Here is a 24,639-nt window from a genome sequence, read left to right on the forward strand (position 1 = left end):
ATTAACGACCGTACGGTAAAAAGAAGGCGTGATTTAATTGAGTTACAAAGCGTTACAAATTACTCAAGTGTGCTGAATTGATTTCGTAGCCAACGCTGCGCAGAGTCTTTACCCATCAGCTGTTCGAGTGTAGGGGATAATACTTCAATCAGCTTAGGTTGCCGCCAAAACATGTATCCCGGTAAAGGTTGTACAACCCCTGCGCCAAACGTCCGTTGCACTAAACTTGAAAATTCGGCCATATCCCGTGATGACCATAAAGGCATTAAAGGATATACAGCAGCAATAAAATCATCGTACAGAATAAAACTCTGCAATTTCTCAATGTTATAGTGAGTTAATGCAATTTGTAGCTGAGGAGAACTCCAATGTGTCAAATTGCCACTGTCATTAATTAATGCAAGGTTACGTCGATGAAGTTGTTGCCAAGCAAGATCAAGTTCATGATGGTGCTGAGCTATGCGCCATAGTAAATACAAATCGGCCAACCACTCATGCTGATACTCCGTTAATGAGGCCGGTAGCAGCGAGTTTTGTAGCCTAATGTTATGCAAATGCCCAATTTCATGCCAAAGCGTTAGTTGTGCTTGTTGTTGCAACGATAACTGATAAGTTGTTAAGCCTATAGAGCCACTTTGCACCGTCATTTCTTTAGAGGGGTTAAGCACAATAACACCGGCAATAACCTCATCATTAGCCGATAACACCATGGCACTTTTAAAACCAATAGCACGACGGATAGAAGGTTCCGAAAATACGCTTTGTTGACTAAGTGATTGAGGTAATCGCTGCAAGCATGGCTGTAAATACGCTAACTGGCAAATGAGTGCGCGCTTGTCTCCTATGTCGGTAAATTCACCATGCGTTTTTGCAGACGGGATGACACGTTCAGGTGACGCGGTAGCCGTTGTAACAACAGTGGCCGCAAAAGAGGTGGGAAACGGCTCACTGGCAACAGCAACACTGAAACCGATAAGGCTAACGAATAACCATTGCCAGTGAAAAGTCATCACTACTTTTTAGACATGATGTTTTGAATAATCGCCGTGGTCGATACACCCTCTTCAAAACCAAGCACTTCCACTTTACCGCCAGCAGCAATGACCTCTGCACCACCAGCAATATCTTCCACTTTATAATCGCCACCTTTGACTAAAGCATCCGGTAATAAACGGGCAATCACGCGTTGTGGGGTATCTTCAGCAAAAGGCACAACCCAATCAACAGATGCCAAGCCAGCTAACACGGCCATACGGCGATCAACTGGGTTAACCGGGCGACCAGGCCCTTTTAAGCGCGTGACTGAATCATCGCTATTTACCGCCACAATTAAGCGATCGCCTAACGCTTTAGCTTGTTGTAAATAACTCACATGGCCTGCATGTAAAATATCAAAACACCCGTTAGTCATCACAATCCGTTCGCCACGCAAACGCGCTTGTTCCATTGCATACGCGAGCTGATCTTCAGTCATCACGCCAAATCCAGACTCGCCATGGTTTAGCGCCAACGCCTGAATAAGCTCAATACGGCTAACGGTCGACGTACCGAGTTTACCCACAACCACACCGGCAGCAGTATTGGCTATCGCACATGCCTGGGCTAAGGTAGCTCCTGCGGCAATCGATGTGGCTAAAGCAGAAATCACCGTATCACCTGCGCCGGTTACGTCATACACCTCACGGGCAACGGTAGGAATATGCAACTCAGGCTGGTCTTTAGACACTAACGTCATGCCCTTTTCTGAACGAGTGACTAAAATGGCCTTAAAGTCGTGTTGTTTAATTAATGCTTGCGCCTTTTCAATCAGATCGCTTTCACTTGTCACACTGCCGACTACAGCTTCAAACTCGCTCATATTTGGAGTAATTAATGATGCACCATGGTAGCGGGTAAAATCATGGCCTTTAGGGTCGACCAATACCGTTACGCCTTTTGCACGGGCTTTAGCGATAAAATCTTTGGGTTCGTTAATCGCGCCTTTGGCGTAATCAGATAGCACTAATACATCAACGTTATCTAAAATCGCTTCACTTTGGTCAAACAATGCCTGACTGCTGGCTTTATCAAACGGCTCTTCAAAATCTAACCGAATTAATTGCTGGTTACGCGACAACACACGCAATTTTGTAATCGTTGGCTTATCGGCAACACTTAACCATTGCGGCTCAACACCAAACACTTTAACCCCTTGGGTCAGTGCGTCTGCGGTTTCGTCTTGGCCCACAAGGCCAGCTAAATGAACATGCCCGCCCAATGCTGCAATATTTAACGCCACGTTCGCAGCGCCACCGGGTCTATCTTCAATTTGGTTAATTTTAACAACAGGCACAGGCGCCTCAGGTGAAATGCGCCCAGTTGGGCCAACCCAATAGCGATCCAGCATGACGTCGCCAATCACTAAAATACGCGCGTTTTCAAACGCTGGCAGAGAAACCTTCATTATGTATTCACTGTGTTGCAAAAATTTAACCGCAATTGTACCTAATTTTCATCAGAATAATGAGTTAGAATAACAAATAATTTTTGAGAACAAGACGAGTGACCCGTGGTAGAAAAAGCCGAATTTTCTTCTGATTTATATCATCCTAAACATTGGCCGATGTGGTTTGGCGTATTACTAATGCGCTCTACTTTGTTACTGCCGTTGCGTTGGCAAATGAAAATGGGCACAGGCATTGGCCGTTTAGTTAAAAAATTCGCAAAAGGTCGTGTACACACAGCTCGTCGTAATATTGATTTATGCTTTCCGGACATGAGCGAAACAGACAAACAGCAGCTTCTTAATAACACCTTTGAAGAAACCGGCAAGGCACTTTTTGACACCATTAATGCCTGGTGGTGGTCAAACGAGCGTATTCAGCAGCACATGACCATTAAAGGCACAGAGCATGTCAGCAATAGTTTAGACAACGGCAAAGGGGTGATTTTATTTGCCGTGCATTGCTTACCACTTGAAATGGGCGCGCGTATCTTTGGCCAATTTGCTCCCGGGATTGGCGTTTATCGCCCCCATAACAACCCAGTGATGGAATATTTACAGGTTAAAGGCCGTTTGCGTTCTAATAAAGGCTTAGTGCCTAAGCGTGATGTACGCCAAATGATCCGCAGCTTACGCGCACCTGATGTTATTTGGTATACCGCCGATCAAGACTTTGGCCGCTCAAGCGCGGTATTTATCCCGTTTTTTGCTGTACCAGATGCGGCAACCATTACCGGTGCTACCTCACTAGCAAGACTAGGTAAAGCCAATGTGTTACCTTTCTTTGTTGAACGAAACGCCGATGACACAGGTTATAATCTCGAAATTATGCCCGCACTGGACAACTTTCCCGGCGACAACGAAACCGATGATGCCATTCGCGGCAATCAAATTGTTGAGCAATTAATTAACCGCAACAGAAACCAATATATGTGGCTGCATCGTCGCTTTAAAACCAGGCCAATTAAAGGTTCACCGTCGTTATACAAATAATAAAAAAGCGCCATAACGGCGCTTTTTTATTCAGCCTTCAACAATGTTTTAGGTTTTTTTAGGTATAAACTCAAACTCTTGAGAAATATGCGCCGCCTTAAAACTGGTCGGGTTTTGCATCAAATTAGTGGCAATAAAGTCGGCTGCCATGCCAAAAGGTTTTTCATTCACTTGACGTTGAAACGCCATACCTTCAGCTGATTTTTCCAATAGGTATTCATAGGCTAATCGATTACATTCAACCACCCAATCAGCATTGATACTGGCCGCTTGGGTTTTAGGTAAGCAACTTAAGCCAATAGAATGGTCATTAAGTGTTATCGACAACTCGACTAGATCGCCCTGAGTAGATTGAGCCTGTTGATTGTCCGCTTCAGCGAGCATTGACACCATGCCACCTAATGCAACTATCAACAGCGAGCTTGTTACATTCATATTAACTCCATTTAATACGCTTATTTATACACGAAAAAAGTCTAGAACTAATGCTTATACCATTTCCATTAATTATGTGACCAATCAGATAATTAGTGGAATTGGCATTATAGATAATATCTTACTTTAGCAAACCCCAATACGCTTTAACAAGATTAAAAAAAGTACAGCCAAATATCATGATTAAACTTAGATAAAGTCGCAAATCTCAGCGAGGGATTTTTTATCCACGGCATGCTGCGGGATGGTTGCGTCCTCAGCAGGATAACCCGCAATAATTAACATATAAGGTCGCTCATTATCGTTGTCGCGGCCACACACTTTACTCAAAAAGCTCATGGGTTTGGGGGTGTGAGTTAACGTACCTAACCCTGCATGATGCAAGGCCTGAATTAAAAAACCGGTCGCAATGCCGACAGACTCATGCACATAGTAATTGGTTTTTTGTTCACCCTCTTCCTCGCTACGTTTTTTGCTAAACACCGCAATTAGCCAAGGCGCATGCTCTAAATATGGCTTATTAGCGTCTGTACCCAATGGTTTTAACGCATCGAGCCATTCTTCACCAGCCCGACCTGCATAAAAAGCCTGCTCTAACGCCTCTGCTTGCTGACGAATTTGCGCTTTTATCTCAGGGCTATTAATAGCCACAAAATGCCAGGGTTGATGATTTGCGCCATTAGGTGCGGTGCCCGCGGCCAAAATGCATTGCTCAATAATGGCCTGGGGTACGGCGCGATCAGAAAATGATCTTATCGAATGGCGTCGTTTGACTTGCAAGTAATTATCTTGCGCGCGTTTAAGCATTTCATCTTGAGGATATTCTATAAAATCGGTTAGCGGCAAATGTGCAGTCATAACAAGTCCTTAAAAATGAGCCGATTGAAATCATTGCCATAAGCTAACAAACACTCCCAAAAATGCTATAAAAATATTCTTATTGAAACCCTATCACCGACAGATTAGAGTCTTTGTATAGATTCATTTTTTGTTCAACAGTAATAAAGGACTATATGATTGCAGCAATAATGGGAGCAACGGGCTTAGTAGGTAACGCATTACTGAGCCAATTAATAGAAAGTGAGCATTACAGCAAAGTCATCGTGTTGGGGCGGTCAACGCCTGCGCTAGTTGATCATCAATTTGGCGCTGAAAAAGTCCAATTTATTGCCTGCCAAATCGACGAAATACATGAGCTAACCCTTACAGATACTGTTGATCACGCTTTTTGTTGTTTAGGCACAACCATAAAACAAGCGGGTAGCGAAGAAGCATTCATTCAAGTTGATAAATTGGCCGTGATTGCTTTTGCAAAATTGTGCCAACAACAGGCTAACCCCAAGCTTAAGTTTTTAGTGGTGACGGCACAGGGCGCGAATGCTAAATCAAGCGTGTTTTATAATAGAGTCAAAGGTGAAGTAGAACACGCGCTCATCGGCTTAAACATACCTGTATTAACTATATTTCAGCCAAGTTTATTACTCGGTGAACGCCATCACAATCGCTTACTTGAAGGCATAGGCCAAACTTTATTTAGCGCTTTATCATGGATGTTTGTTGGGCCATTACAACAATATAAACCAATTAACGCACAAACCGTTGCACAGTCAATGTATCAGGCTGCGCTCAGCCCTCAAGTTGCGCCTAAGACACAAACTGTCACGAATTTAATGATGCACAACCAGCGTTTTTAACAATCTGTTCTATACTGTTAACCATTAAGTTTACAATAAATCAAACGCTATGAAACCAACCAAAACAGTTGTTTAGATGGAGAAAAGCATGAGTGACAATGATTATTTAACATTAGATGAAGTGTGTAAAATACTCGATAAAAGTCCTACAACCATTAAACGCTATGCCCGCGAAAATCTGTTGTCGAGCGAGCAAAATGGCCAGGAGCTAAGCTTCAATAAAGATGAAGTAATGCGCTATTTAGCTTTTTCAGAACGCCTGGGCTAACCCAGCCATTGAATGGCAGCGCCATAAAAATCCCCAACGCTTATCACGTTGGGGATTGTTATTTGTGGCGTAGGTTAATCACCAAAGTCATCGAGTAAAATGTTTTCAGACTCAACACCTAGGCTTTCCAGCATGGCGATAACAGAGGCGTTCATGATTGGCGGGCCGCACATATAAAACTCGCAATCCTCTGGCGCTTTATGCTGTTTTAAGTAGTTCTCATACAACACATTATGAATAAAACCAGTATAACCCGTCCAGTTATCTTCAGGCAGCGGATCAGACAGTGCGACATGCCATACAAAGTTATCGTTTTCAGCAGCCAGCTGATCAAAATCTTGTTGATAAAACACTTCACGAGTTGAGCGAGCGCCATACCAAAAGCTCATTTTACGCTTAGTTTTAACACTTTTTAATTGGTTAAAAATGTGCGAGCGCATTGGCGCCATACCCGCACCACCGCCAACAAACACCATTTCTGCGTCGGTCTCTTTAACAAAGAACTCACCAAATGGCCCTGAAATAGTCACCTTATCACCTGCTTTTAAATTAAAAATGTACGACGACATTTTACCTGGTGGCAAGCCCTCTTTTGGCGGAGTAGCAATCCGCACGTTAAGCATAATGCGGCCCTTTTCATCTGGGTAGTTTGCCATTGAGTAAGCACGTAATACGTCTTCATCAACCTTAGACACTAAGTCGAACAAACCGTATTTAACCCAGTCTCCACGATATTCCTCTGGAATATCAAAATCGGCATAACGCACTTCATGGGCAGGTGCTTCGATTTGAATATACCCACCGGCTTTAAATAGCACTTCTTCGCCATCTGGGATTTTTAATAGCAATTCTTTAATAAAGGTTGCCTGGTTATCATTTGAAATAACCTCACATTGCCATTTTTTAACCCCAAAGATTTCTTCGTCAACTTCAAGCTCCATGTCAGTACGCACGGCAACCTGACACGCTAAACGACAGCCCTCTTTGGCTTCTTTCTTGGTAATGTGGTCAAGTTCGGTGGCCAAAATATCACCGCCGCCCGATTTAACTTTAACGCGACATTGGCCACACGTGCCGCCACCACCACAAGCCGAAGGAATAAAGATTTGTTGCCCAGCTAACGCGCCAAGTAACTTGTCGCCCGCTGGCGTTCTAACTGTTTTTTCAGCATCACCGTTAATACTAATAGTGACATCTTCAGTACTGACTAACTTACGCTTGGCGAGTAAAATCACCATTACTAGGATGCATACCACAATGGTAAACATGCCTATACCTATTGCCATTTCCATTACATAGCCCTTCTTATCAATGCGTTATAACGTGATGCCAGCAAAAGACATAAACCCAAGTGCCATTAATCCGGTGGTGATAAAGGTAATACCAATACCTTGTAACCCATCAGGAATGGCATGAAACTTCATCCGCTCACGTAAACCAGCAAGTAATACAATCGCCATCGCCCAACCCACAGCCGAACCTGAAGCAAATACCACAGATTCCGTTAAGTTGTAGTCGCGGTTAGCCATAAAAATGACTCCGGCAAAAATGGCGCAGTTAACGGTTAATAGTGGTAAAAATATCCCCAATGACTGATACAAAGTCGGAATGTAACGGTCTAAAAACATTTCTAAAATTTGCACTAATGCGGCAATAACCCCAATAAAGGTAATCAGCTGCAAGTAGCTTAAATTCAGTTCAGCAAAGCCTGCCCAAGCTAAAGCGCCTGGCGCAAGAATATTGACGTAAATGATTTGATTTAATGGCACAGCCAACATCATCACCACAATCACGGCAATACCTAAACCAAAGGCGGTAGACACCTTTTTCGATACCGCAAGAAACGTACACATACCCAAGAAAAATGACAGGGCCATGTTGTCGATAAATGCAGCCTGGATAAATAAATTAATATAGTGTTCCATGATGCCTCCTTAACTGCGCTTACGCTGAACGACTTTAATGGCCCAAATCATCACGCCAATTAAAAAGAATGCGCTAGGCGGTAACGTGAACATTTCATTTGCAAGGTACCAACCACCGTTTTCGATGGTGGTTAATATCTCATGACCAAACAAACTGCCACGGCCAAATAACTCACGCACAAATGCAACACCTAACAAAATTAAGCCGTATCCCATTGCATTACCTAATGCATCCACCAAGGCTAAATGCGGTGGATATTTCATGGCAAAAGCTTCAGCTCGTCCCATGATGATGCAGTTGGTAATAATTAAACTCACAAACACCGACAGCTGTTTTGATAGTTCATATGCGACATCTTGCAGCACCATATCAACGATAATCACCAATGAAGCAATCACGGTCATTTGCGCAATAATACGCACACTGTTAGGAATAAAGTGGCGAATACTGGAAATAATTAAGTTTGAAAATACCAGTACAAAAGTCACGGCTAGGGTCATTACCAACGCGGTTTGCATTGAGTTACTTACCGCTAACGCAGAACACACCCCAAGCACCTGCATGGCTACTGGGTTATGCTCAAATATCGGCGATGTTAAGATCTCGCGAGTTGAAGTGTTATTACTCATTTACTTACCCTCCGCGGCAATTGCATGTAGATAGGTTTGATAACCTTCAACGCCAAACCAAAACTCAACTAAACGTTGAATCCCAACACCTGTTCGGGTTGCACCACTGACACCATCGATGCCATGAACATCACCTTCTTTAGCGCCGCCCTTAATCACTTTAATGGCCATTTTGCCTTTTGCATCAAACAGCTTTTTCCCCTGCCATAACGCCAACCATTGTGGATCGGTAACAAAATCTGCAATGCCAGGGGTTTCCCCATGCTCATAAAACACGATGTTTTCAATGGTGTTAAGATCAGGTTTTATCGCCATATAACCATAAATAATCGACCATAAACCTTTACCGTAAATCGGCATTACTATGCTAGATAACTGGCCATTGGTGTCGTAAACCTCAAAAATACGGATATCAGTTGCCATGGTTTTAATTTTGGCAATGTCCTTTTTAGGTTTGGTTGACGTTTCAGGGTTAATGGCCGCCATGCGCTCATCATAGTCGAGCAAGTTGGTTTTTTCGGTCACTTGACCACTGGCTAAATTGACCATTTTAGGCTGAACACGCTGCTCAAACAGATCGCTAAAATCACCTTGGCTAATATCAATACCCGCGGCTTTTAATACAAACTGCTTCACTTCATCACGTTTTTTAGCCAACTTGCGTTCTTTTAATATCTCAGCCGTACCTGTGATCATAAACGAGCAAATTAAGCTTAAAACGATGATAAAAATCATTGTTCCGGTAACGGTATCTTTTTTAATTGCCATGACGTTTTAGTCTCCGTTTGATATTGGCTTGAGCAACTAAATAGTCGAACAATGGCGCCCATAAATTGGTAAACAAAATGGCTAACATGATGCCTTCTGGCATTTTTGCATTGAGCAAACGGATCACTATGGTCATTAAACCAATCATAAAACCATAAGCAAACTTGGCCGTGCGGGTATAAGATGCAGTAACCGGATCGGTCGCCATAAACATCATCCCCAAGGCGAAACCACCTGTCACTAGGTGCCAAGTCCAAGGCATTGCTGACATTGGGTTTCTGCTTGAACCAAAGTAGTTAAACAACACCACGGTTAAGATCATCCCAATCATCACGCCAGCCACAACACGCCAATCAGCCACACGAGTCAGCAATAAAATACCGCCACCAATTAAAATGGCTAACGTGCTGGTTTCGCCAACTGCGCCTGGGGTAAAACCTAAAAATGCATCCCACCAAGTGCTGTCGCTAAATACACTAAACCAGCTTGCATCGACAAAACTGAGCTTTTTAGCCACCGTAAGAGTTAAAGTGGTTGCGCCAGAATAACCATCAACTGCCACAAATTGACTTAACGCCACGACCTCTGTTGGGTAAGCGAAATAAATAAATGCATAACCGGCAAGCGCAGGGTTTAAAAAGTTATACCCCATGCCACCAAACATCTCTTTAGCAACTACCACACCAAAACTCAGGCCCAGTGCCACAATCCATAACGGAGTTGAAATCGGTAAAATGAGCGAGAACAATAATGCGGTAACAAAGAAGCCCTCATGCAGCTCTTGACGACGAACCCTGGCAAATACCACCTCCCACACTAAACTCACCACCAATGCGGTAAGGTAAAAAGGCACATAAAAACTGGCGCCATAGGCAAATAAACTGATTAAGCCTGAGCTCTCAGTTAATGGGCCAAACAGTAAGTTATAAATAGCCAGTTGCCATGCATCAGGTTGCGTAGCACCAGCCATAATGGCCACCTGAGCCTGCAAGCCCAAGTTGTACATTCCAAATAACATGGCAGGGAATAAGCACATACCCACAATATGCATAGTGCGCTTAACATCAATTGCATCACGAATATGCACACGACCTTTAGTGCTGCGGCCATTAGCTATCCATAATGAACGTAAGTAGTTACGCATCGAGTCGCCATGAGCATAATAGCTATCTTGACTGGGCTTTTTTTGTTGCTGACTCATTAACCTTCCCTCTCGATAATATCTAGGCAAGCACGAAGTTCTTTACCAAAGTCATACTTTCCTGGGCAAACAAACGTACATAAGGCTAAATCTTCTTCATCTAGCTCTAATGCACCGAGTAGTTGCGCTTCGTCGGTATCACGTACCACTAAATCACGTACAAGTAAGATGGGTAAAATATCCAAAGGCATCACATGGTCTAGCTGGCCAAACGCCATCATGGCGCGAGGTGAGCCACCAGCATGAGTGGTAAAATCAAAGAGTTTTTTAGTGCGACTAAAGCCAGACATCATGATGCCAGTGAGCGAAAATTTATTACTGTCATGGCGCACCCAAGGCAACACCTCTTGACGATCATTTTCAGTTAACACACTCACCTGGTTGTGAAATCGACCAAGGTAATCATAAACGCCAGTAGCCGTGTGGCCAGACAGTAATGATCCAGACACAATTCGTGAGTGCCTTTGATCAATTTCGTCGCTTACCCACTCACTTAACTTAGCACCCAGCTGAGTGCGCACTAACCGAGGCTTTAATACATTGGGGCCGCCAAGTGCAACAATGCGGTCGGTGTACAGCTCACCAGTTAAAAACAGTTTGCCAACGGCTATCACGTCTTGATAACCCAAGTGCCATACCTGACGCTCAATACTTGCGGGTAATAAATGGTGGATATGAGTACCCACTAAGCCTGCTGGGTGAACACCGTTAAAGCGATGAATGCTAACAGAAGTTAAATCGTAATCTTCGCTCTGCTCAACGAGTGACTCACCGTCATCCTGGCACAAATACACTTTACCGGGAGTTAATAGGCTTAACACATATAACCCGGCATGAAATGCTTGCGGTTGCGTGGCAATAACAACTCTTGGATCAGCGGCTAATGGATTGGTATCCACGGCAGTCACAAATAGACCGGCTGGAGTTGCATCAAGCTGAGGTACTCGAGAAAACGGACGGGTTCTAAACGCTGTCCATAAACCACTTTCAACTAACCCTTGCTTAACGCTTTCAAGGCTCAAGCTTACTAGTGCCTGTGGCTGTATGATGCTTGCACAAGCTTGCTCAGCATCACAGTCAATCACGACCGACTGCAACACACGGCGCTCACCACGATTAATGGCAGAAACTACGCCACTTGCAGGCGCGGTAAATCGCACTCCGGGTGTTTTTTTATCTTCAAATAAGGTTTGTCCCTTACTGACTCGATCACCAACCTCAACCATCATGGTTGGTTTTAAGCCAACATATTCTTCGCCAATTAATGCCACCTGAGAGGTCTTTATTGACGCGCCATCTATTTGCTGTAGTGGTTCACCAGCAACCGGGACATCAAGCCCCCGCTTAATGGTTATCACTGGGTTTGCAGCACCAGCCATGTCATTCACCATTTAAAAAATTTCGATAGCTTATGGTATATGTTTGTAACTGCTAATATATGAACAAAGATCACAGTCCCAGCGCAGACTGTAATTTTGAAACACAACCTAATGGCAAATTTGTGAAGCTGATCAATCAATCGCCAAAAGCAGAATCGCTTGATGTAATTTTTGTATCAAAAAGGTTGTTACATTTCTGAGTATTTATGCTTACCTACTAATACAGCAAGTAAGCATAAACCTATGTTTAGACGGGTTTTAGGAGGGATTAACAATCAACACAAAAGCGCTGTAACGCGCCTTGTTCTAACCGATAAACAGCATCCATTTTATCTAATGCCGTTGTGCGGTGACTAATCATCAATAAGGTTTTATTTTCAGCAAAACTCAAAAGCAGCGAAAGTATCTCGCGTTCGGTGCGCTTATCGAGCCCTTCGGTAGGCTCGTCAAGTAGCAATAAAGGCGCATCACGCAGTAACGCTCTAGCCACGCCAATACGGCGCTGCTCACCACCCGATAACTGTCGGCCGCCTTCACCAATCCACATATCCAGCGGTTTGTCGCCTTGCAACAATGCCTCAAGTCCCACTTGCTGCAAAACTGAAATTAAACGCTCATCATGGGCTTTTTTCGGTTCACCTTGTTGATAAGGTAAAGCCAGTGCTAAGTTTTCCCGCAGGGTGCCAGCAAACAGATAAATACGCTGGCTGACTACTGTCATCGACGCTCTAAGTTCGGCTTCATTGTACTGGGCTAGCGGTTGGCCATCGAGAGTAATCTCACCTTGCTGTGCTACCCATTCACGCGTAATAAGCCCAAACAAGCTCGACTTACCACAACCAGTTGAGCCCAATATTGCTACCTTGTCACCAGCCTCTAAAGTCAAGTTCACGCCTTGTAAAATCGGCGCAGTGGGCTGATAAGCAAAATGCACATCTTGTAGCGTCAACGCGCCTGATTTGGCTTTAAGCTGGCTGTGCGAATTAAAGCTGACTGCGGGCGTTTGCTCAACAATATGAGTTACACGCTGTGCGGCTAACAAGGTACTGGATAAATGTTGAAACGCGCCCGCTATTGGCATCATCATCTCGAGACTTGCCATCGTTGCAAATACCATTAATGCCATTAACGGCCCAGGTGGTGTTGCATCACCTACACTTTGACTGGCTAAATACAACATCAACACAACCGCAGTACCATTAACTAAAATTAGCATAGCTTGGCTTAAACCAGTAATATTGGCCATGGCCGTTTGCTGGCTAAATAACCGAGCTTGCGCCTGTTCAAGTTTGGTCAAATAACGCGTGTTTGCCGCAAACAAACTTAACTCGGCTTGCCCCTGAATAACATCCAGCAGCATTACTCTATATTGTTGTTTCGCATCAACTAATGCCCGGCCGGGTGCTTTACCTAGTACATAAAACACCACTGGCAATACGCACCAGGCCAGCAGTAAAACACTGCATAACATCATGGCGAGGCTAAGGTCAAACCAGGCTAAAAAAACAAACAACCCAGCAATCATCAATAATGACGCCACCAAAGGTGTCAGCAAGCGTAAATACAAATGATCTAGGGTGTCGATGTCAGCAATTAATCTATTAAGCAGGTCGCCTCTTCGTAAGCCTTGAAGATTAGCAGCACTAAGCGGCAACAGCTTTTGCCACGCCCAAATACGTAACTGAGTTAGCAATTTAAATGTGGCTTCGTGGGTGGCTAAACGCTCCCCATAGCGACTTGCTGTGCGCGCTATAGAAAAAAATCGTACTCCGCCGGCAGGAGTAAAAAAGTTAAAGACTTGCGCGGTTGCAACCGTTAAGCCCGCCACAGCCGTTGCCGATAAAAACCAGCCCGATAATGACAACAATCCAATACCGGTTAACAAGGTGGTAAAGGTTAAGATTAAGCCAACCAACATCATTAACCATTGGCGACGAAACAGCGCAAAAAAGGGGGCTAATACCCGCAATGAGGTGTTTGGTGACGATGTCGATTCAGTAACTTGAGTCATGATTACACCTCCTGCTGCTGATTAATCATTTGCGCTAACAAGCCATCTTGATGTTGTAACTCACTCAGATGACCTTGCTGAACAATAAGGCCTTTATCCATCACCAACACCTTGTCCATTGTATTTAAATCATCTAACCGATGGGTCACGGTTAATCCACTTGCTCCTTGCATGGCAGCTTGAAGAGACGCCAACACACTCTGCTCACTTTGAGCATCTAAACTGGCAGTCGGTTCATCTAACAAAAATAACTTTGCCGGTTGGGCTAAAGCACGAGCTAAGGCAAAACGCTGCGCCTGGCCAACAGATACCCCCGCACTTTGATCGCTTATCATCAGGTCGAGGCCTTGAGCGTGTTGAGTGACAAAGTCGCTAATATTAGCCTTCTCAAGTAGCGTCATAATTTGCGAATCGGTTAAGAGTGGGTTTGCCAGTGCAACATTGTCGCGCACCGTGCCATAAAACAACTGCGGGTCCTGGCCAAGCCAAGCTAAATGGCGTCGCCAATCAGCCAATTGAAGATTCGAGAGGGGTTGTTGATTCACCATTAATTGGCCTTTGTAGGGTAAAAAACCTAACAAAGCATTGAGTAAACTGGTTTTACCTGCGCCACTTGGGCCAACAATCGCCCAATGTTGACCGGCAGGCAGTGTAAATGAAATCGGCCCAATTAAACGCTGTCCGTCAACACTAAATACCTCAAGATCAATCGCGTCAATGCTAATAGAGTCTGCCGAAAACAAGGTTTTAGCTTGGCAACTATCTGCGGTGTCATGACGTTCAACATGAAAATTGAGAAGCTCTACTAAGGTTTCTGCAGCACCAACAGCCTGGGCTTTAGCATGATAATGGGTGCCTAAATCGCGCAGCGGCTGAAAAAACTCTGGCGCTAAAATAAGTACAAACATGCCGGTAAATAAACTAATGCCGACGCCGTAATGGCCAAAATCTAAATGATCTAAATAACTAAAGCCAAAATACACCGCAAGCACAGCAATAGACACAGCGGCAAAAAACTCTAATACCGCAGAACTTAAAAACGCTAAGCGCAGCACCGACATAGTACGGCTACGAAAATCTTCAGATGCGGTTTCAATATTGCTAAGCTCAGCGGCACCACGATGAAATAGTTTAACGGTTTGTAGGCCTTTTAAGCGGTCCATAAAATGGCCACTTAATCGCGCTAATGCGGTCACGTTTTTACGGCTCGCATCTGCTGCCCCCATACCGACCAAAATCATAAACATTGGAATTAACGGCGCTGTGGCTAATAAAATAATCCCAGCAGCCCAATTGAGCGGAAATACACACACTAAAATCAGCAAGGGGATAAAACCGGCTAGCATCATTTGCGGCACATATTTGGCGTAATAATCGTGTAAGTCTTCAACCTGCTCAAACACCAAACTCGCCCAGGCGCCTGACGGCTTACCTTTAATGAACACAGGCCCTAACTCAACCAATTTATTCAGCACAGCTTGACGAATATCACTGCGTAAACGCTTACCCGCCTCAAAACTGACTCGCTCACGCACTTGCGCCAATGCTGCACGCACAAGCAATAATAAAACGAGACCAACAAACTCGCTGCTCGATGCTTGCAATGGCATATTTTGCATAATCACCTGTTGCAAAATGCGCGCAATACAATAAGCCTGGCCAACAATAGCAATGCCATTAAGAAAACCACATAAAATCGATAATTTAAGGAAGATACCACAAGAAAACTGTTGGCTTTTTAGCCACTGAGTTAATGATTTTTCTAACGACTTATCCATAATGCTCCGCAGTGATAGTCAACACCCTAAATTGGCAGTGCAGTATCGCAGCACAGAGGGTGAGATAACACCTTAAACAATGTAAATGTTAACTGTTTCACATTTTGCTAATAAACTATCAGTAATGGATATCAGTTATAGGTAATCGTGCTTAAATCAAGCTGAAACTACAACAAATATGGCTCATTGGAGGGAGTGTGACCATACTTAACCAACACATGCCATAGCAGTTTTAAATCTTGCAGCTTTTTGGTGTGGGCGCCGCGCTCGCTCCAAGATGTGGGTTGTTTTTGCAATTGATATGCCGCCCGACCAATAATATCGGCATTAATGATGTCATCTTCTGCAATGCTTTTTGCCAAGGTCGGCATAATTGCACCTCTAAAATCATCTGGCACCTTATTAATGTGCATTTGTCTGCCATTGTGCCAGTGCAACTCAATGTCATACTCGTCGCACAATGCCACCAATGATGCACCAATTTTGCTGCCATTAAACGACGGGTCAGCCACCAACACGGCAATATCTTTATCTAATGACACATCACCGTGGATCTGGGCTTCAATATAATGGTCTAAATTGCCACTAGGCGGATAATTAAAACGGCTTGCCGTTGCATCAACCAAATGCTGACTAAAATGAGCAATTAATTTACTCGGTTTAAGGCCTGCACAACCTAATGCATATTGGCGCTCAAAACTTTCACTGAGCAAGGCGGCTAAAATGGCATCAAAACATTTTATGGTGCCCTTTTCTTTTGGCAGTCGATAAGAGTCCATGTAACTAAATGTACAACGCGATAGAATTTGCGGGTGAGTAATGAAATAACAACTACCAAAACGGGGCGCTGGGCCTAACGGACACAACCCAAAATCAAGCGCGCCGTATTTAGGTCGATGCTTAATGCCAGAATAACTATGACCAAATAATTGATTTTCCCAATGGTCGCGTGAGCCACCTAGCTCCGGTGATAAATGCCCATTAGACACATGGGTTTCAAATTGGCTTTTATACACACCGTCACGTAAAAGACCATCAATGACACACAAACCACGATTATCAATACGGTCAGGATGAAAATGCAGTGCCACCCGACTATGGCTAGACAGCTGACGCATGGCCATTTGCAACTCTAAGGTTGAAATATTCGACATTAGCAACACATTTTTGATCACGGCATGAGCATGATCTCGCTGCTCATAGGCCGATTTCTCAATATGTGATAGCGCCGTTAATTTCATCAGTTGGTCATACCTTAACGTTTGATAACATCAGCTAAGCCGCTGAATAGAGCTTGCCATTTTATTGTATGTAATAAGTTGAGCTTTAGCACGGTTCAACGCGTCAAGATTAACACTATTTCATTATAATTCACTATATTGTGAGCACCGCAGCACAATATCTCAACACACAGATAAGCCAAACACTCGCAGTAAATATAATAGTTTAATAGCACTTACAGCCGTTTTCAGGTAAGCTTCACGGCCGCCGTTTCTGGCTACCTTTTATTCAAAGCAACAATGTGTTGCCCAAAGAGATTTTTCTATGAGTTTTGCCTCACTTGGTCTGAATGCTGCTATTTTAAAAGCAGTTGAAAAACAAGGTTATGACACCCCCTCTGCAATCCAAGCACAAGCCATTCCAGCCGTATTAGCAGGCCAAGATGTGATGGCTGCAGCACAAACCGGTACGGGAAAAACCGCAGGCTTTACTCTGCCAATTCTAGAATTATTGTCCAAAGGCAGCCGTGCTCAACGCGGCCAAGTGCGTGCATTAGTATTGACCCCAACGCGTGAGTTAGCCGCACAAGTACAAGAAAGCGTTGCCACCTATGGTGTTAACTTGCCGCTAAAATCAGCAGTGGTGTTTGGTGGCGTGTCGATTATCCCGCAACTTGCCGCACTGCGTAATGGCGTAGATATTTTAGTGGCAACCCCTGGTCGACTGCTCGATCTTTGCCAACAAAAAGCAATTAGCTTCAATAAATTAGAGATTTTAGTGTTAGACGAAGCAGACCGCATGCTAGACATGGGCTTTATTCGCGACATTAAAAAAGTATTAGCCTTATTACCTGCGCAGCGCCAAAACTTAATGTTTTCGGCAACGTTTTCTGATGAAATCCGCGAACTCGCCAAAGGCTTAGTAAACAACCCTGTCGAAATTTCAGTGACACCTCGTAACGCGACAGCGAATACCGTTACTCAGTGTGTATACCCATTAGACAAAACTCGTAAATCAATGGCACTAATCGAGTTGATTAACACCAATGATTGGAAGCAAGTGTTGGTGTTTTCACGCACTAAACATGGCGCCAACCGCTTAGCCAAGAGTTTAGATGCAGCCAATATTAAAGCTGCTGCAATTCATGGTAATAAAAGCCAAACAGCGCGAACAAAAGCTTTAGCAGACTTTAAAGCTGGCACTGTGCAAGTTATGGTGGCAACAGACATCGCCGCGCGCGGTATCGACATTGACCAACTGCCTTTTGTGGTTAACTTTGACCTGCCAAACGTACCAGAAGATTATGTGCACCGTATTGGCCGTACAGGTCGTGCTGGTGCAACAGGTCAAGCGGTGTCGTTAGTCGGTCTTGAAGAAGTTAAGTTATTGCATGATATCGAGCGGTTAATTAAACGGACCATTGAGCGTAAACAACTGCCAGGATTTGAAGCACCGTTCACTATCCCTGAAGCTGGCAGTCGCTCAGGTGGTCATAAAGCCAACAGCGTGAAAAAGCCAAACCCAAATCGCAGCAAGCATGCTCAACAAGCCAATACTGCACAAGGTGATAAGCCAGCACGCCAATATGACTCGCGCCAACAAGCACGAAGCAAAGATGGCCAGCCGCAAGGCGCTAATAAGCCAAAAGCTGCCGGTAACAGAGCTGAAGCAATTGCTAATGGTAATAAACCACCACAGCGTAACCGTCCACCGCGTCGCAGCGGCACAGGCGGTTCAGCAAATAGTGGCACACCTGCATCAAAAGGTGGCGTTAACCCTTACGCTAATGCCAAAGTAAAAAGCTAAGCTTTAAGTTAAGCGATACCATTCAATTTGCTCAAATAGCAAACAGTTGCTTAACCAATAAAAAACCGCTGAATATTCAGCGGTTTTTTATGTAAATATCACTTACCGTTACATAAACCAAGCTCGGTAATTACGCCCCTTCAACTTACCTTTATTGAGCTTATTTAGCGCTTGCTTTGACACCTTGCTGCTTACGGCAACATAAGCACGAAACTCGGTGACTTTGATTTTACCGATATCATTAAAGTCTAGGCCGTTATCGCCCGTTAATGCACCTACAATATCGCCAGGACGGATCTTTTGCTTTTTACCGGCATCGATTTGAATGGTGATCATCTCAGCCGCTTGCGGCTGTTTATTTAACACACTCATTGGTGGCAAGGTTTCGCTAACAACATCTTTACCCATGGCTTCTTCAATCATTGCCATTTTGTAACCGTCTTCTTCAGCAAAAAAGGTATAAGCGGCACCAGAGCTACCCGCACGGCCAGTACGACCAATACGATGAATGTGTACTTCGGTATCGTAAGCAATGTGGTAGTTAAATACCGCATCAAGCTCATCAATGTCTAGGCCACGGGCCGCCACATCGGTTGCAACCAAAATACGCGCGCTGCGGTTAGCAAACTGTAATAGCATTTGATCGCGATCGCGCTGCTCTAAATCACCGTGCAGAGCGAGTACGCTAAAGCCAAACTCGGCGAGTGAATCTGCCACTTGCTGGGTTTCGCGCTTAGTATTGCAAAACACCACTGAGCTACGCGGTTGCTTATCAAGTAACAGTAAACGCAACGCCTCAAGGCGACTTTTGTTGTCATCAACTCGGTAAAAGTGCTGCTCAATAGTTAAGTTGTCATGCTTTTGCTCAACTTTTACCATCACAGGCTTATACATAATTTGATCGGCAATCGATTTGATTTGCTCAGGGAAGGTCGCGCTAAATAATAAGGTTTGGCGTTCACGCGGTGCGGCGGCAATAATTTGATCAATATGCTGCTGAAAGCCCATCTCTAACATGCGATCGGCTTCATCTAAAATCAGCATGTTCATATTACTTAAATCTAAACGGTTGCGATCTAAATGATCAACAATACGCCCAGGAGTGCCGACAATAATATGCGCGCCGTGCTCAAGCGAGCCAACCTGCGGCCCCATTGGCACACCACCACACAAAGTTAATACCTTAATGTTATGAATACCACGAGCAAGTGTGCGGATTTCTTCAGCAACCTGGTCGGCAAGCTCACGGGTTGGGCACAACACCATGGTTTGAATACGAAAACGTTTAACATCGAGTTTATTGAGTAAGCCTAAACCAAACGCAGCCGTTTTACCTGAACCTGTTTTTGCTTGGCCTATGACATCTTCACCAGCCAATATGGGCGGTAAACTTTCGGCCTGGATTTGAGTCATTGATTCAAAACCCATAGTTTGTAGGTTTTCAAGCAATTCAGTTTTTAAATTAAGTGATGCGAAAGCCATGTTAACGGCCGGTTCAGTAGACTGACTCAAGGCGAATATCCTCTGATATCGAAAGCAAAAAAGCGCACAAGTGCTGCACAAACAAATTAGCCAAGGTGATTATTGTCAGTATAGTGAATGCTACACATCAAATTGTCCTTGGCCATATACGCGCTATTGTAGCAATGATCTTCAGCTTTCGCTGACAAATCTTTATCTTATACAGACCCTAAACAATCTGACCAAACAGCCCTTGTTGATAATCTCGCACGGCTTGATCAATTTCTGCCTGCGTATTCATCACAAACGGCCCCATTTGTACGATTGACTCATTAATAGGGTTTCCCGCTAATATCAATAACCCAGCCCCATTTACTTCAGCTTGAAAATGGCAAATTTCATGTGTATCTAATAGCAACAACTGCCCTACTCCTGCGGTTTCGCGCAGACCTTGAGCATCAAGATAATGCAGTTCACCCTGGTAAATATACACACAAAGAGTGTTAAATCGTTTTACATCCAAAGTGCCATGAGCGTGGTGAGTAAGGATTAAATCAGCAATAGAGCCTTGCCCAGCTAGCCCTTCAATCGCCGCGGTGATACTTAACGGATTATGATTAAATCCCCAGGAGCCTGCCAAAGCGATAAGCGTGGCGCCATGATCGTTATTCAACTGAGGTTTATCTTGATTGCAACTGTCTTGGTATATTGGCGCACGCATTTTGTCTTTAGCTGGCATATTGAGCCAAATTTGAAACCCATGAAGCCCTTCTGTTGCATCGGCTAATGGCATTTCAGAATGCACAACACCACGGCCAGTACTCATCCATTGCACATCACCAGCACGTATCGGCTTCACATTGCCGAGTTGATCTCGATGTTCAAATCCGCCTTTACGAATATAAGTAAAGGTTTCGACACCACGGTGTGGATGTGGCGGAAAGCCACCGATAAAATCTTGGGTATTGTCAGACTTAATCTCATCAATCATTAAATACGGGTCAAAACGAAGCAGCTCAAAGTCACTGATGCGATTAATATTGACCCCATCACCATCCATTGCAGGTAACGCACTAAAGCGTTGTAACACTTTCATTATAGATCCCAATGAACCGTCCAATCATCCGTCAAGCATAGCAGCCAACTAACCGAATAAATATTGCATAATAGTGCGATTTTTATTCGATAAAATCGATGACAGGCCAAGGGGCTTTTATGCTTCTTACTCTTGCACATCAAAACACGGCCAAATTATACCCAAGCAATAAATAGGCCCCGCATCAAAATCGGCTAATAAACTAATGATTGTGTACTAGATAACGGTAAAGCATACCAAACACCGTATAATCTAGGTTAATTTACGATTTAAGGAAAATGGCGTGCTAACAAAAATCCTCATTACAATTTTAGTGATTCTGGGTGCCCTAATGTATTTGCGCCGAGGCAGAAGCCCTAAAACCAGTTACAACACTAAAACAATTGAAATTGAAAAACCGCCCTTGCTCAGCAAAATGGCTATCTATGCCATGATCGCATTATCAATGCTGGCTACTGCAGGTTATTGGGGGTGGGGCTGGTATGATGACAATACGATTGTAGAAGTCACTATCTCATCACCTATTGAAGCAATGACAGCCAGTTACAAAGTACGTAAAAAAGATATACACGAACAGCGAATTACAACCGTAGATGGTGTACATATTAGGCTATCTAATCAAGAGCGATTAACCGTGGAGCCTCTGGTAAAACAATAGCAATTTAGGAGGCAACCAGTACAAAAACGTAAACTTTACCTCAACAAATCAAGAATCGATAAGAGTTTAGCTAAATCACTTGAACTTTACTTTCTATTAACAATCAAAAGTTGCAAGGATTAATTAACACAACACTGACGACGCGAAATGACTTGCTTTGAAACCAGTCAAGAAGGTACTAACAGACACCTTAATACACTTGATCAACAGCACTTATCTAAACCATTGATCTACGCGTTAGTCATGCATGGCATACTCATTGTTTTAATTGGCTGGTTTTGGCAAAAAGACGCTAAACAAAAAATGGCGGAGCTCACTCCGCCACTTAAACACACCACAATAAAAAGCTACCTGATAACCTCGAAACAATACCAATTACAACTAAACAAAAATGAGTCGCTATTACCTGCAAAACCCATCCAAGCTGTACCCGAACAAACTCAAGCACCAACCGCCAAAAAACCAGATTTAAAAGCCCCAATACTAGCAACCACAACCCCAATTTCTCCCCAGAGCAAGCCACAACAGACTCAAGCTAGCAATCAGGTTAACCAAACTGTATCTACCCATACTGTACAAAGTGCCAAAACACTGAAACAAGCAGCGAGCAAGTACATTCAACAGCAAAATAATCAACAATTTGAGCAGCTAATTGGTTCGCAAAATGCACTACAAAATAACCCCATTGGCACAATGAGCGAGATGGATGCTGAATTAGACTTTATTGAGTTAATACCCAAAGTAGATACAAGCCAACCCCATACCTTGGATCATAAATTAGACCCAAACCGCATCGTTAAACAAGGCGATTATTGTTACAGAGTCGTCGACCTTGCAACCCAAGTTAACCCCCATGGTTGGGGATTAGGGTTTGCAGAGTTTTGTGGTGAAGATAAGCAAAAACAACAGCTCACTGAAGCCATTAATAATAGAGTAAGCAAGGTGAAATAGTCAGACACCTACCACCGATACATCATCATGGCTGTTTGCGGAACACTCATCTGAGTTCATCACGACTTTATTTCGTCCGGTCATTTTAGCTTGATACAAACGTTCGTCAGCGGTTTTATATATTTGTGAAAACGGGCTGCCATCTTCAGGCCAGCGAGACACACCAATGCTAATGCTCAAATTAATATAGTGACCATTAATAACGCTAATTTGGTCAATCGTTTCGCGCAAACGTTCTGCTATGTGGCCTGCCTGTTGCAAGCTCGTATCAGACACCAACATACAAAACTCCTCACCGCCCAACCGAAAAGCCCAGTCATTTTGGCGGCGAGCCTGGTTGAGTATTCGCGACACCTCAACAAGCACTTTATCCCCAACATCATGACCATACTGATCATTGACTCGTTTAAAATGGTCAAGATCAAGCAATAACAAAGCCACTGACTTTTGCTGCTCAGGTAAACTGTCACACAGTCTTTCAAAAATAGAATCTAACAATAAACGATTATTTAGCCCGGTTAATGGGTCAAGCGAAGCCATTTTTTGTAGTCTTGCGACAGCCTCGGCTCGCTTATATTCATAACTAAAAGATAGCGCCCAAATAGCGGACAAGCACAGTACAATATTAGCAATGGTAATAGGGTAAATCTCTGCTATATCAAATATTAATGCATAAACCAAAATGCCAATACCGCCCGTCACATATACACAGGTATATAAAGTACCAAACTTTATCCCCAACAAAAGATAAGACAATACCGGGACAATAAACAACCAGGTGAACAATGCAGAATTAAAAGAAGCGCTATATATGCCAATCAAAATCACGCTATACAGGGCAAATAAAAACACCAAACACCACAAAGTAAGGTTTGGTGTTGTTTTATGAATAATAAGAATACCGATGCATAAACAGACTACCGCTAATTCAACCATAGCGTACACTTTAAAACCGCTAAACCAGTTATTAACTACAAAAATAGCGCCCGCTACAATGATAACGATTAACACGGCTTTTAATACTGTGCGTCGATACTCGAGTTCGCTAGCCCATAAATTAGAAATGGCCATTTATGATGTGTTCCTGTAATACAATAACAGTGACCGACATGCTCAGTGGCCAAATAATTGAGAAAGAGTAATATTGTGATTTACAGAGTAGACCAATCAATAACAATTTGCTTAATATTAAAAGGTTACGCCTAAAAAATAAGATTCAACTGGCAACATGTCATTTCAAATAGTCGGTTAAACCTTAGTCATTTCGTCGTATCTGCATTCTCATAATCTTATGAATATTAACCTAAATCCATGTCAAGAACATGGTGCTATCTATTGTAAAATCATTGCAAAAACATTGTATTAACTTGTGGGTAAAGGCTTAAAATGGCAAAACCAAACAAAAAAGGTCCAACTCGAACAGTCGATATTTTCTGCTCTAAATGCAAAACATGCCTGTTTAAGTATCGAAAAGGAGGCAAAGGAGCCTTAATCAAATGCTTCAAAGAACGCATAGCTGAAGATTACACACAACTAAGCTGCACTTGCCCTCAATGCTACCAAGTCTTTGCCCGAGAAACATTGATTCGAGGAACCCCAGCACTAAAAATAGTGGGCGGTAAAGTTACTTTTCACTAGGGCTTATCTTTGTTTATTTTCATCAACATAGCTAAACACGCTCTGGTATGGAAACATTAGCAGTATCTTGAGTATTTAAAAACACACACTCTAACCACAGAAAATCAACGTACTGAGTATAAACAACAAGCATCGCATTGAAATTATTATAAATATCTTCTTCACAGTTCATTAGCTATTACGATTATTTGCGAACTGGATCCCTTTTTATAAAACTAAGCTGCATAAATTGCGCTTATTGTGC

The 24,639-nt window shown here is 43.4% G+C and carries 23 protein-coding genes; 7 read left to right on the plus strand and 16 right to left on the minus strand.

The features are described from left to right. Window positions 1-59: 59 nt before the first annotated feature. Both IEW93_RS08625 and hldE read right to left on the minus strand, forming a co-directional pair. Window positions 60-1,010: a hypothetical protein gene (locus tag IEW93_RS08625; RefSeq protein WP_223418766.1), complete on the minus strand. Its 951-nt coding sequence runs from the start codon at window positions 1,008-1,010 to the stop codon at window positions 60-62. A 2-nt stretch (window positions 1,011-1,012) separates the two neighbouring features. Then, window positions 1,013-2,443: a bifunctional D-glycero-beta-D-manno-heptose-7-phosphate kinase/D-glycero-beta-D-manno-heptose 1-phosphate adenylyltransferase HldE gene (gene hldE, locus IEW93_RS08630; protein ID WP_188738925.1), complete on the minus strand. Its 1,431-nt coding sequence runs from the start codon at window positions 2,441-2,443 to the stop codon at window positions 1,013-1,015. Between the two features lie 105 nt (window positions 2,444-2,548). On the opposite strand from hldE, the gene IEW93_RS08635 reads away from it, so the two are divergent. Beyond that, on the plus strand, window positions 2,549-3,475 hold the full coding sequence (locus IEW93_RS08635; protein WP_188738926.1) for an LpxL/LpxP family Kdo(2)-lipid IV(A) lauroyl/palmitoleoyl acyltransferase: 927 nt from the start codon (window positions 2,549-2,551) through the stop codon (window positions 3,473-3,475). A gap of 48 nt (window positions 3,476-3,523) precedes the next feature. Here IEW93_RS08635 and IEW93_RS08640 read toward each other — a convergent pair whose 3' ends face one another. Continuing rightward, the gene (locus IEW93_RS08640) at window positions 3,524-3,910 is read right to left on the minus strand and encodes a hypothetical protein (RefSeq protein ID WP_188738927.1); all 387 of its coding nucleotides are present in this window, start codon (window positions 3,908-3,910) and stop codon (window positions 3,524-3,526) included. Window positions 3,911-4,099: 189 nt separating this feature from the next. Continuing rightward, on the minus strand, window positions 4,100-4,768 hold the full coding sequence (locus IEW93_RS08645; RefSeq protein ID WP_188738928.1) for a nitroreductase family protein: 669 nt from the start codon (window positions 4,766-4,768) through the stop codon (window positions 4,100-4,102). Between the two features lie 155 nt (window positions 4,769-4,923). Between IEW93_RS08645 and IEW93_RS08650 the strand changes: the two genes are divergently transcribed. Both IEW93_RS08650 and IEW93_RS08655 read left to right on the plus strand, forming a co-directional pair. Further along, on the plus strand, window positions 4,924-5,604 hold the full coding sequence (locus IEW93_RS08650; RefSeq protein WP_188738929.1) for a Rossmann-fold NAD(P)-binding domain-containing protein: 681 nt from the start codon (window positions 4,924-4,926) through the stop codon (window positions 5,602-5,604). An 88-nt stretch (window positions 5,605-5,692) separates the two neighbouring features. Next, entirely contained in the window at window positions 5,693-5,872 is a 180-nt protein-coding gene (locus IEW93_RS08655) for a helix-turn-helix domain-containing protein (protein ID WP_188738930.1), read from the plus strand. Between the two features lie 74 nt (window positions 5,873-5,946). On the opposite strand, the gene nqrF is transcribed toward IEW93_RS08655, so the two are convergent. The 9 genes from nqrF to IEW93_RS08700 form a co-directional block, all read right to left on the minus strand. After that, window positions 5,947-7,164 carry an NADH:ubiquinone reductase (Na(+)-transporting) subunit F gene (nqrF, locus tag IEW93_RS08660; protein WP_188738931.1) on the minus strand — a complete coding sequence of 406 codons (1,218 nt, stop codon included), beginning with the start codon at window positions 7,162-7,164 and terminating at the stop codon, window positions 5,947-5,949. Window positions 7,165-7,188: 24 nt separating this feature from the next. Next, window positions 7,189-7,797, minus strand: a complete 609-nt coding sequence (gene nqrE / locus IEW93_RS08665; RefSeq protein WP_188738932.1) for an NADH:ubiquinone reductase (Na(+)-transporting) subunit E — start codon at window positions 7,795-7,797, stop codon at window positions 7,189-7,191. 9 nt (window positions 7,798-7,806) lie between these two features. Further along, entirely contained in the window at window positions 7,807-8,427 is a 621-nt protein-coding gene (locus tag IEW93_RS08670) for an NADH:ubiquinone reductase (Na(+)-transporting) subunit D (RefSeq protein ID WP_188738933.1), read from the minus strand. Next, window positions 8,428-9,195 (minus strand): Na(+)-translocating NADH-quinone reductase subunit C, encoded by a 768-nt coding sequence (locus tag IEW93_RS08675; protein ID WP_188738934.1) that lies wholly within the window; start codon window positions 9,193-9,195, stop codon window positions 8,428-8,430. After that, window positions 9,185-10,396, minus strand: coding sequence for an NADH:ubiquinone reductase (Na(+)-transporting) subunit B (locus IEW93_RS08680; RefSeq protein ID WP_188738935.1), 1,212 nt, complete (start codon window positions 10,394-10,396; stop codon window positions 9,185-9,187). Before IEW93_RS08680 ends, IEW93_RS08675 begins: the two co-directional genes overlap by 11 nt. Continuing rightward, a complete protein-coding gene (locus IEW93_RS08685; RefSeq protein ID WP_188738936.1) occupies window positions 10,396-11,775 on the minus strand; it encodes a Na(+)-translocating NADH-quinone reductase subunit A in 1,380 nt (459 codons plus the stop codon). Before IEW93_RS08685 ends, IEW93_RS08680 begins: the two co-directional genes overlap by 1 nt. Before the next feature lie 268 nt (window positions 11,776-12,043). Beyond that, window positions 12,044-13,744 (minus strand): heme ABC transporter ATP-binding protein/permease CydC, encoded by a 1,701-nt coding sequence (gene cydC, locus IEW93_RS08690; protein ID WP_188738959.1) that lies wholly within the window; start codon window positions 13,742-13,744, stop codon window positions 12,044-12,046. A 44-nt stretch (window positions 13,745-13,788) separates the two neighbouring features. Then, window positions 13,789-15,564 (minus strand): heme ABC transporter permease/ATP-binding protein CydD, encoded by a 1,776-nt coding sequence (gene cydD / locus IEW93_RS08695; RefSeq protein WP_188738937.1) that lies wholly within the window; start codon window positions 15,562-15,564, stop codon window positions 13,789-13,791. A 167-nt stretch (window positions 15,565-15,731) separates the two neighbouring features. Beyond that, complete coding sequence (locus IEW93_RS08700; RefSeq protein ID WP_188738938.1) at window positions 15,732-16,805, minus strand: DUF3626 domain-containing protein; 1,074 nt, start codon at window positions 16,803-16,805, stop codon at window positions 15,732-15,734. Between the two features lie 304 nt (window positions 16,806-17,109). On the opposite strand from IEW93_RS08700, the gene IEW93_RS08705 reads away from it, so the two are divergent. Further along, window positions 17,110-18,591, plus strand: a complete 1,482-nt coding sequence (locus IEW93_RS08705) for a DEAD/DEAH box helicase (RefSeq protein ID WP_188738939.1) — start codon at window positions 17,110-17,112, stop codon at window positions 18,589-18,591. A 108-nt stretch (window positions 18,592-18,699) separates the two neighbouring features. Here the strand turns inward: IEW93_RS08705 and dbpA are convergent, their stop codons facing one another. Together dbpA and IEW93_RS08715 are read right to left on the minus strand one after the other, a co-directional pair. Then, a complete protein-coding gene (gene dbpA / locus IEW93_RS08710) occupies window positions 18,700-20,073 on the minus strand; it encodes an ATP-dependent RNA helicase DbpA (protein WP_188738960.1) in 1,374 nt (457 codons plus the stop codon). A gap of 208 nt (window positions 20,074-20,281) precedes the next feature. Continuing rightward, on the minus strand, window positions 20,282-21,148 hold the full coding sequence (locus IEW93_RS08715) for a pirin family protein (RefSeq protein WP_188738940.1): 867 nt from the start codon (window positions 21,146-21,148) through the stop codon (window positions 20,282-20,284). A 283-nt stretch (window positions 21,149-21,431) separates the two neighbouring features. Between IEW93_RS08715 and IEW93_RS08720 the strand changes: the two genes are divergently transcribed. After that, entirely contained in the window at window positions 21,432-21,806 is a 375-nt protein-coding gene (locus IEW93_RS08720; RefSeq protein ID WP_188738941.1) for a hypothetical protein, read from the plus strand. A 147-nt stretch (window positions 21,807-21,953) separates the two neighbouring features. Next, entirely contained in the window at window positions 21,954-22,757 is an 804-nt protein-coding gene (locus IEW93_RS08725; RefSeq protein ID WP_188738942.1) for a hypothetical protein, read from the plus strand. Here the strand turns inward: IEW93_RS08725 and IEW93_RS08730 are convergent, their stop codons facing one another. Continuing rightward, window positions 22,758-23,828 (minus strand): GGDEF domain-containing protein, encoded by a 1,071-nt coding sequence (locus IEW93_RS08730; RefSeq protein WP_188738943.1) that lies wholly within the window; start codon window positions 23,826-23,828, stop codon window positions 22,758-22,760. Window positions 23,829-24,143: 315 nt separating this feature from the next. Between IEW93_RS08730 and IEW93_RS08735 the strand changes: the two genes are divergently transcribed. After that, window positions 24,144-24,395 (plus strand): hypothetical protein, encoded by a 252-nt coding sequence (locus IEW93_RS08735; protein ID WP_188738944.1) that lies wholly within the window; start codon window positions 24,144-24,146, stop codon window positions 24,393-24,395. The last annotated feature ends 244 nt before the right edge of the window (window positions 24,396-24,639 follow it).

Source organism: Shewanella inventionis, assembly GCF_014641855.1.
GTDB classification, from domain to species: Bacteria; Pseudomonadota; Gammaproteobacteria; order Enterobacterales; family Shewanellaceae; genus Shewanella; species Shewanella inventionis.